Here is a 6,717-nt window from a genome sequence, read left to right as displayed (position 1 = left end):
GCCGCCCCAGCGCCGCTCGCCGGCCGGCACCACGAGTTCGAGTTCCTCCAGGGCGCGCAGGTGATAGTTCACCTTCTGCCGGGCCAGCCCGACCTTTGCCGCCAGCGTCGCCGCGGACGCGGGTTCCGACAGCTCGGCGAGCAGCCGGGCCTTGATCGGGTCCAGGGCGGCCGTCGCGGCCGCGGGATTATCGATGACGTCGAGGTCGAGCATGCATCGAGGATGCCTTGACAGTTAATTTTGTCAAGGTGTCATCCGGAAAAGACCGATCGCCCTTGTCGGCCCCGGGCGGGGCCGTTCGTCCTCGGTTCGCAAGCGCCCGGACCGGGCACGACATTCGAGGGAGCAGTTCGATGAGAAGGATCGTAGCCGCGGCGTTCGTCAGCCTCGACGGCGTGATGCAGGCGCCCGGCGGCCCGGACGAGGACCCGACCGGCGGTTTCGCCCATGGCGGCTGGGCCGCGGCCCATTGGGACGACGCGATCGCCGCCGCCCAGGCCGAAGGCTTCTCCGCGCCGTTCGACCTTCTGCTCGGCCGCAAGACCTACGACATCTTCGCCGCCCACTGGCCTTACGTGGAGGCCGACCCCGCGGCGAGCACCTTCGACTGCTTGATCAGCGACATCGCCAGGACCTTCAACGCCGCGACCAAGTATGTCGCCACGCATTCGCCCGACACGCTGTCCTGGGAGAACAGCCGGCCTCTGGGCAGCGACGTCGTCTCGGCGCTGCGGGACCTGAAGAAGGGGGACGGCCCGGACCTTCTGGTCCAGGGCAGCGGCGTGCTGGTCCAGACGCTGCTGGCCAATGACCTGATCGACGAGTTCCGGCTGCTCGTCTATCCGCTCGTGCTGGGCCGGGGAAAGCGCCTGTTCGGCGACGGCACGATGCCGGCCGCCTTCAGGCTCACGCGGTCGGCGACCTCGCCGAGCGGCGTGCTGATCGTCGGCTACGAGCGTGCGGGCGACGTCATAGCCGGCTCCTTCGCGCCCGAGACCCCCAGCGATTCGGAAATCGAGCGGCGCAGGAGCCTCGCCTGAGCCTCAGTCCGCGGCGGCCCGGTCCAGGGCGGCCGGGGCCGGCGCGGGCTCGCTGCGGGTCGCGAGGTACAGGCCCGGCAGGATCAGCGCCGCCCCGGCGACGTGGAACAGCTGCGGCATCTCCGCCAGCAGGAGATAGGCGAGGCCGGCGTTGTACAGGGGGACCAGATACATCAGCATCCCCGTGCGCTGCGCGCCGAGCTGCGCCACGAGGCGCCCGTAGAGGAGATAGGCGGCGAGCCCCGGCACCAGGGCCAGGAAGACCATGATGCCCGCGGTCTCCAGCGTGGCGGGCGGCCAGTGCCCGAGCGCCATCTCGGCGGCGTAGAAGGGCAGCATGCACACGACGCCGCCCAGCACGATGGCCGCGAACCGCTCGGTCAGCGGCAGCCGGCTCGGCCGGTAGCGCAGCAGGACCGAATAGAGCGCCCAGCCGAGTGCTGCGAACACGATCCACAGGTCGCCCGGCGCGAATGAAAGCGACAGCAGGACCGACGGGTCGCCCCGGGCGATGATGGTGACGACGCCGGCCAGGCACAGCGCGATCCCCGCCGCCTTCGTCGGCGAGACCGGCGCGCCCCAGAACAGCCGCGCCAGCAGCACGATCAGGATCGGCGTCGAGGCGTAGATCATGCCGATATTGGTCGCGGTCGTCGTCTGCGCGCCGAGATAGACCGGCGGCCCGCACACTCCCATCCCGAGCGCGCCGAGCACGAGCACCGTCCGCCATTCCGCCGCGAGCAGCGCCCGGCGGCGCCACAGCCCGCCCGCGACGAAGGGGGCGAGCACGACCAGCGTCAGCGCCCAGCGCCAGAACGCGAGGGAGACGGCCGGGATGCTGCCCTCGATCCAGCGGGCGGCGAGCATGTTGCTCGCCATCAGGACCGGGGCGATGAACAGCATCAGGTAGGCCCAGCCGTCCGGGGCCGAGCCGTCGGGGCGATTCTCGGTCATGCGTCCGGTCGTCCGATGGTATGGGACGTGGTTGTAGTAGCCTCCCACCCGCCGCGCAAGCGCACTCGCCCTCGTGCGCCGGTCACGCCGGGCTTCGGCCGGGGGTGCGCGGCTCGCCCGGGAACGCGAAGGGATGCCTCGCCTCGAAGGCGCGGGCCGCCCTCAGCACCAGCGCCTCGCCGTGGCGCGGCCCGACGATCTGCAGCCCGACCGGCAGGCCGGCCGCCGTGAGGCCGCAGGGCACCGACGCCGCCGGCTGCTGGGTTAGGTTGAAGGGGTAGGAGAACCGGGTCCATTCCGTCCACCGCCGCATCCCGCTGCCGTCCGGCACCTCCCGGCCCGCGGCGAAGGCGGGGATCGGCAGCGCCGGCGTCAGCAGCAGGTCGTAGCGGTCGAGGAACAGCGACATCGCCAGGCCGAGCCGGCCGCGGGCGAGCCCGGCCTCCAGATGGTCGACATGGGGGATCGCGGCCCCCTCGCGCGCGATCTCGGCCAGGCCGGGGTCGATGTCGGCGCGGCGTTCCTCGGGGATGCCGGCGAGCGCGCCGACGGCGCCGCTGTACCAGATGCGCCGGAAGATCTCGTGCGTCGGTTCGATCTCCGGGTCCTCCCGCACGACCTCGGCTCCCAGCTCCCCGAACGCGGCGGCGGCGGCGGCGGCGATCTCCGCCACCTCCGGATCGACGACGGCGCCGCCGAAGGCCGGGCTCCAGGCGATGCGCAGCCCGTGAACGCCGTCGTCGAGCCCGACGCGCCAGTCGCGCCGGTCGGGCGGCAGGGCCTGCCAGTCGCGCGCGTCGGGTTCCGACAGCACCGTCAGCATCAGGGCCGCGTCGGCGACGCTGCGGGTGATCGGCCCCAGATGGGAGACGTCGCCGAACGGGCTCAGCGGCCAGGCCGGCACCCGGCCGTAGGTCGGCTTCAGCCCGAAGACGCCGGTGAAGGCGGCCGGGATGCGGATCGAGCCGCCGCCGTCTGTCCCGATATGCAGCGCCCCCATGCCGAGCGCGGCCGCGACGGCGGCGCCGCCGCTCGACCCTCCCGGCGTCGTGTCGGTGTTCCAGGGGTTGCGGGTGATCCCGGTCAGCGGGCTGTCCGTCACGCCCTTCCAGCCCCGTTCCGGCGTCGTCGTCATGCCGAGCAGCACGGCGCCGTGCTCGCGCAGCCGCGCCACGCTCGGCGCGTCGTGCTCCCAGGGCTGGTCCGGATCGATGGTCAGCGAGCCGCGCCGCGTAGGCCAGCCGCGCGCGAGCAGGAGTTCCTTGACCGAGGCGGGGACGCCGTCGAGGCGGCCGATCGGCCGGCCCGCCTGCCAGCGCCGCTCCGACTCGCGCGCCGCCGCGAGCGCGCCTTCCTCGTCCACGAGCGAGAAGGCGTTCACGACGGCATTGTCCCGCGCGATGCGGTCGAGTGCCGCGCGCGTCGCCTCCACGGGCGACAGCCGGTGCGCCCGGTAGAGGTCGAGCAGCTCCGTCGCCGTCAGCATCGCCGCATCCGTCATCGAACCGTCCTCCTTTCGCTTCTCGGGGTCCGATTCGCAGCCGAAATCGAAGCCCGTGGTGCAATTACCGTCGATTCCGGTTGATTACCGGACCCGCGGCGCGCACCTAGGAACGCATCATGACGGATGACGATACCCCATTCCCGCCCGAGGAGTCCGATTTGCCGGACCGCCGCGACGTCCTGAGGGCGATCGTCGGCGCCGTCCGCGGCGACGGCATCGATGCGGAGATCGATGCGGTCCCGGCCCGCTGGTCGATCGCGGGCACGCACGAGATCACGATCCCCGGCGCGGACAAGCACAAGCTCAAGGTCCGGTTCCGCGCGGCGGTGGGGCCGATCCCGGACGTCGAGGCCGAGCTGATGGCGCGGCTGTCGGTGCCGGAAGGGGTCGGCCGGCCGGAGGTCAGGGCCTTCGCCAAGCGCTTCAAGGCGGCGTGCCGCGAGTCCGGGCGCCTGGACGAGGCCTATGGGCGCATCGACGACTGGGTCGCCACCGTGTCGGAGCGGGCGGGCGCGTTCGGCGACGCGTGGCGGCCGCGCGAGTTCGCCGACCAGCTCCAGCGCGTGCTCGGCTTCGGCGGGCGCACGCCGCGCCTGGAGACCGTGCTCGACGCCATGGAGGAGGCGTTCGCCGCCGCCGCCGCCCGGGCGGGGGTCAAGGTCCGGCGCACGGCGCTCGAGACCGCGTCGGGCCTGGGCGTCTATCTCGACAGCTTCGCCGCCGCCCGCGCCATGCTGCGCAAGCTCCGCCTGTTCGTCGGCCCGACCAATTCCGGCAAGACCCACGCGGCGATGGACCGGCTCTGCGAGATGGCCGACGGCGCCTACCTGGCGCCGCTGCGGCTGCTGGCGCTCGAAGGCCAGGAGGCGATCGAGGCGCGCGGCCGTCCCTGCACGCTGATCACCGGCGAGGAGCGGGACGTGCGGCCGGGCGCCGCCTTCGTGTCCTCGACGATCGAGATGGCGAACACCGGCCGCGTCATGGGGGCCTGCGTCATCGACGAGATCCAGATGATCGGCGACCCGGACCGGGGCTGGGCCTGGACCCAGGCGGTCGCCGGCATGGCGGCTTCCGAGATCATCATGACCGGCTCGGCCGACGCGATCCCCTATGTGCGGCGGATCGCGGACGCGATCGGCGAGGAGCTGGAGATCGTCGAGTTCACCCGCAAGTCGCCGCTGCGCGTCCAGGAGGAACGGGTCGCCCTGGACGACGTGCGCCGCGCGGATGCGCTCGTCGCCTTCTCCCGGCGTGACGTCCACGCGCTGCGCGCCGCCCTGCTGCAGCGCGGCCACCCCGTCGCGGTGATCTACGGCGCGCTGTCGCCGGAAGTGCGGCGCGCCGAGGCGCGGCGCTTCCGCGAGGGCCAGGCCGAGGTGCTGGTCGCGACGGACGCGATCGGCATGGGCCTGAACCTGCCGATCGCGCGCATCGTGCTGTCGACGACGCGCAAGTTCGACGGGCGGCAGGAGCGCGAGCTGACCAGCTCGGAGATCCGCCAGATCGGCGGTCGCGCCGGCCGTTTCGGCATGCACGAGGAAGGCCGGGTCGCCGTGCTCGAGGGCGAGAACATCGGCCCGGTGCGCCGCGCGCTCACCTCGCCGCCGCCGGCACCCGAGGACCCGCGGCCCTGGATCTCCCCGAACCTGATCCATGTCGAGGCCATCGCCCGCGAGCTGGAGACCGACAGCCTGGCGAAGGTGCTGCGCACGGCCGGGCAGGAGCTGCTGCGCGCGCACCAGACCTTCCGGATGACCGACCTGGAAGGCCGCATCCAGGCGGCGATCGCGGTCGACGGGGCGAAGCTGCCGCTCGCCGTGCGCGACATGCTCTCGCGCTGCCCCATCGACGTGCGCGACGCCAACCAGATCCGCCTGCTGCGGCAATGGGCCATCAACCAGGGCCGGGGGCGGCCGAACCCGGCTCCCGATTTCGGCGAGCGCTACGTCCGAGACACCGGCACCGACGTCGAGCTGGAGGCGGCCGAGAAGTCGGTGAAGGACCTCACGGCCTATGCGTGGCTCGCCTACCGCTTCCCGGACGCCTATCCGGAGATGGACCTGTGCCAGGAGCGCCGGCAGCAGGTGAACGGCTTCATCGAGCGCACGCTCGCCGCCCGCTCGCTGCCGCGCGCCTGCTCGTCGTGCGGCGCGCGGCTGAAGCCGACGCACCGGTTCCGGGTCTGCGACGAGTGCTTCGCGCGCGACCGCGCCGCCCGGCCCGCGCGCGGCGGCCCGCGGCGCGCCGGCGAAGCCGCACCGGCGGCGCCCGGCCCGCGTCCCGGCCGGCACGGGGAAGCGCCAGCCCGGCCCGCGCGCGGCGGCTTTCGCCGCGGACGCGGCAGGCCCTGAGGCGCCGGTAGGAGGCCTGCCATGATCCGGGTCACCCACCTGATCTCCCTGGATGAAAGCGAGCTCCAGGAGGAGTTCGTCCGCGCCTCGGGTCCGGGAGGGCAGCATGTCAACAAGACCGAGACGGCGGTTCAACTGAGGTTCGACGTCGCCGGGTCTCCGAACCTTCCGCCCGACGTGAAGGCCCGGCTGGTCAAGCTCGCGGGCTCCCGCATGAGCTCGTCCGGGGTCCTGATAATCGTCGGGGATCGGTACCGGTCCCAGCTGAGGAATCGCGAGGACGTGCGGGAGCGGCTGATCGACCTGATCCGCGACGCCACCGTGGTCCCGAAAACCCGCCGGCCGACCAAACCGTCCTACGGGGCGAAGCAACGGCGGCTGGAAGGGAAGGCCAAGCGGGCCGAGGTGAAGCGGGGCCGGCAGTATCCGGGTGCACAGGATTAGGCGCCTGTGGGCGATCGCGGCGGCCCGGCGAGGGCCGAAGCCGGTCACGATGCCCTGTCTTCTTCCTCCCGCGGCATGCTAGCTTCGCGACCGCGCCACGGCGGAGCCTTCCTTTCGTTCGCCCGGAGCGGTCGCCGCAATGAAGTTCATCCACGCTGCCGACATCCATCTCGACAGCCCGCTGGTCGGGCTCTCGGCCTATGAGGGGGCGCCGGTCGACCGTCTGCGCGCCGCCGCCCGGCGTGCCTTCGAAGCACTCGTCGACCTCGCGGTGGAGGAGGCGGCCGACTTCGTCGTGATCGCGGGGGACCTCTACGACGGCGACTGGCGCGACTTCAATACCGGCCTGTTCTTCGCCCGCCAGGCCGCGCGCCTCGGCGAGCACGCGATCCCGGTGTTCCTGCTGCACGGCAACCACGACGCC

Annotated in this window: 7 protein-coding genes; 4 read left to right on the top strand and 3 right to left on the bottom strand. The window is 72.7% G+C overall.

The window, feature by feature from the left end:
• On the bottom strand, nt 1–213 hold a 213-nt coding region (locus VGO20_RS27585), incomplete at its 3' end, for a helix-turn-helix domain-containing protein (protein WP_327505632.1).
• Nucleotides 214–353: 140 nt separating this feature from the next.
• Here VGO20_RS27585 and VGO20_RS27580 point away from each other — a divergent pair.
• Nucleotides 354–1,040 carry a dihydrofolate reductase family protein gene (locus tag VGO20_RS27580; protein WP_327505631.1) on the top strand — a complete coding sequence of 229 codons (687 nt, stop codon included), beginning with the start codon at nt 354–356 and terminating at the stop codon, nt 1,038–1,040.
• A gap of 3 nt (nt 1,041–1,043) precedes the next feature.
• Here the strand turns inward: VGO20_RS27580 and VGO20_RS27575 are convergent, their stop codons facing one another.
• Both VGO20_RS27575 and VGO20_RS27570 read right to left on the bottom strand, forming a co-directional pair.
• The gene (locus VGO20_RS27575) at nt 1,044–1,994 is read right to left on the bottom strand and encodes a DMT family transporter (RefSeq protein WP_327505630.1); all 951 of its coding nucleotides are present in this window, start codon (nt 1,992–1,994) and stop codon (nt 1,044–1,046) included.
• Between the two features lie 82 nt (nt 1,995–2,076).
• Nucleotides 2,077–3,495 (bottom strand): amidase, encoded by a 1,419-nt coding sequence (locus VGO20_RS27570; protein WP_327505629.1) that lies wholly within the window; start codon nt 3,493–3,495, stop codon nt 2,077–2,079.
• Nucleotides 3,496–3,614: 119 nt separating this feature from the next.
• On the opposite strand from VGO20_RS27570, the gene VGO20_RS27565 reads away from it, so the two are divergent.
• From VGO20_RS27565 to VGO20_RS27555, 3 genes are all read left to right on the top strand, one after another.
• On the top strand, nt 3,615–5,849 hold the full coding sequence (locus VGO20_RS27565; protein ID WP_327505628.1) for a helicase-related protein: 2,235 nt from the start codon (nt 3,615–3,617) through the stop codon (nt 5,847–5,849).
• Between the two features lie 21 nt (nt 5,850–5,870).
• Nucleotides 5,871–6,293 (top strand): alternative ribosome rescue aminoacyl-tRNA hydrolase ArfB, encoded by a 423-nt coding sequence (gene arfB, locus VGO20_RS27560; RefSeq protein WP_327505627.1) that lies wholly within the window; start codon nt 5,871–5,873, stop codon nt 6,291–6,293.
• Between the two features lie 139 nt (nt 6,294–6,432).
• Nucleotides 6,433–6,717: metallophosphoesterase family protein (locus VGO20_RS27555; protein WP_327505626.1), on the top strand; the 285-nt coding region annotated here is incomplete at its 3' end.

This window comes from Arenibaculum sp. (genome assembly GCF_035998295.1).
Lineage (GTDB): Bacteria > Pseudomonadota > Alphaproteobacteria > Azospirillales > Azospirillaceae > DASYHS01.
Note: the sequence above shows the minus strand (reverse complement) of the source record. Positions and strands in the feature narration are given on the sequence as shown.

Bases quoted from the DNA above. Each gene is read 5' to 3' on its own strand.
- arfB (WP_327505627.1), top strand. From the start codon at position 5,871: ATGATCCGGGTCACCCACCTGATCTCCCTGGATGAAAGCGAGCTCCAG.
- VGO20_RS27565 (WP_327505628.1), top strand. From the start codon at position 3,615: ATGACGGATGACGATACCCCATTCCCGCCCGAGGAGTCCGATTTGCCG.
- VGO20_RS27580 (WP_327505631.1), top strand. From the start codon at position 354: ATGAGAAGGATCGTAGCCGCGGCGTTCGTCAGCCTCGACGGCGTGATG.
- VGO20_RS27575 (WP_327505630.1), bottom strand. From the start codon at position 1,994: ATGACCGAGAATCGCCCCGACGGCTCGGCCCCGGACGGCTGGGCCTAC.
- VGO20_RS27570 (WP_327505629.1), bottom strand. From the start codon at position 3,495: ATGACGGATGCGGCGATGCTGACGGCGACGGAGCTGCTCGACCTCTAC.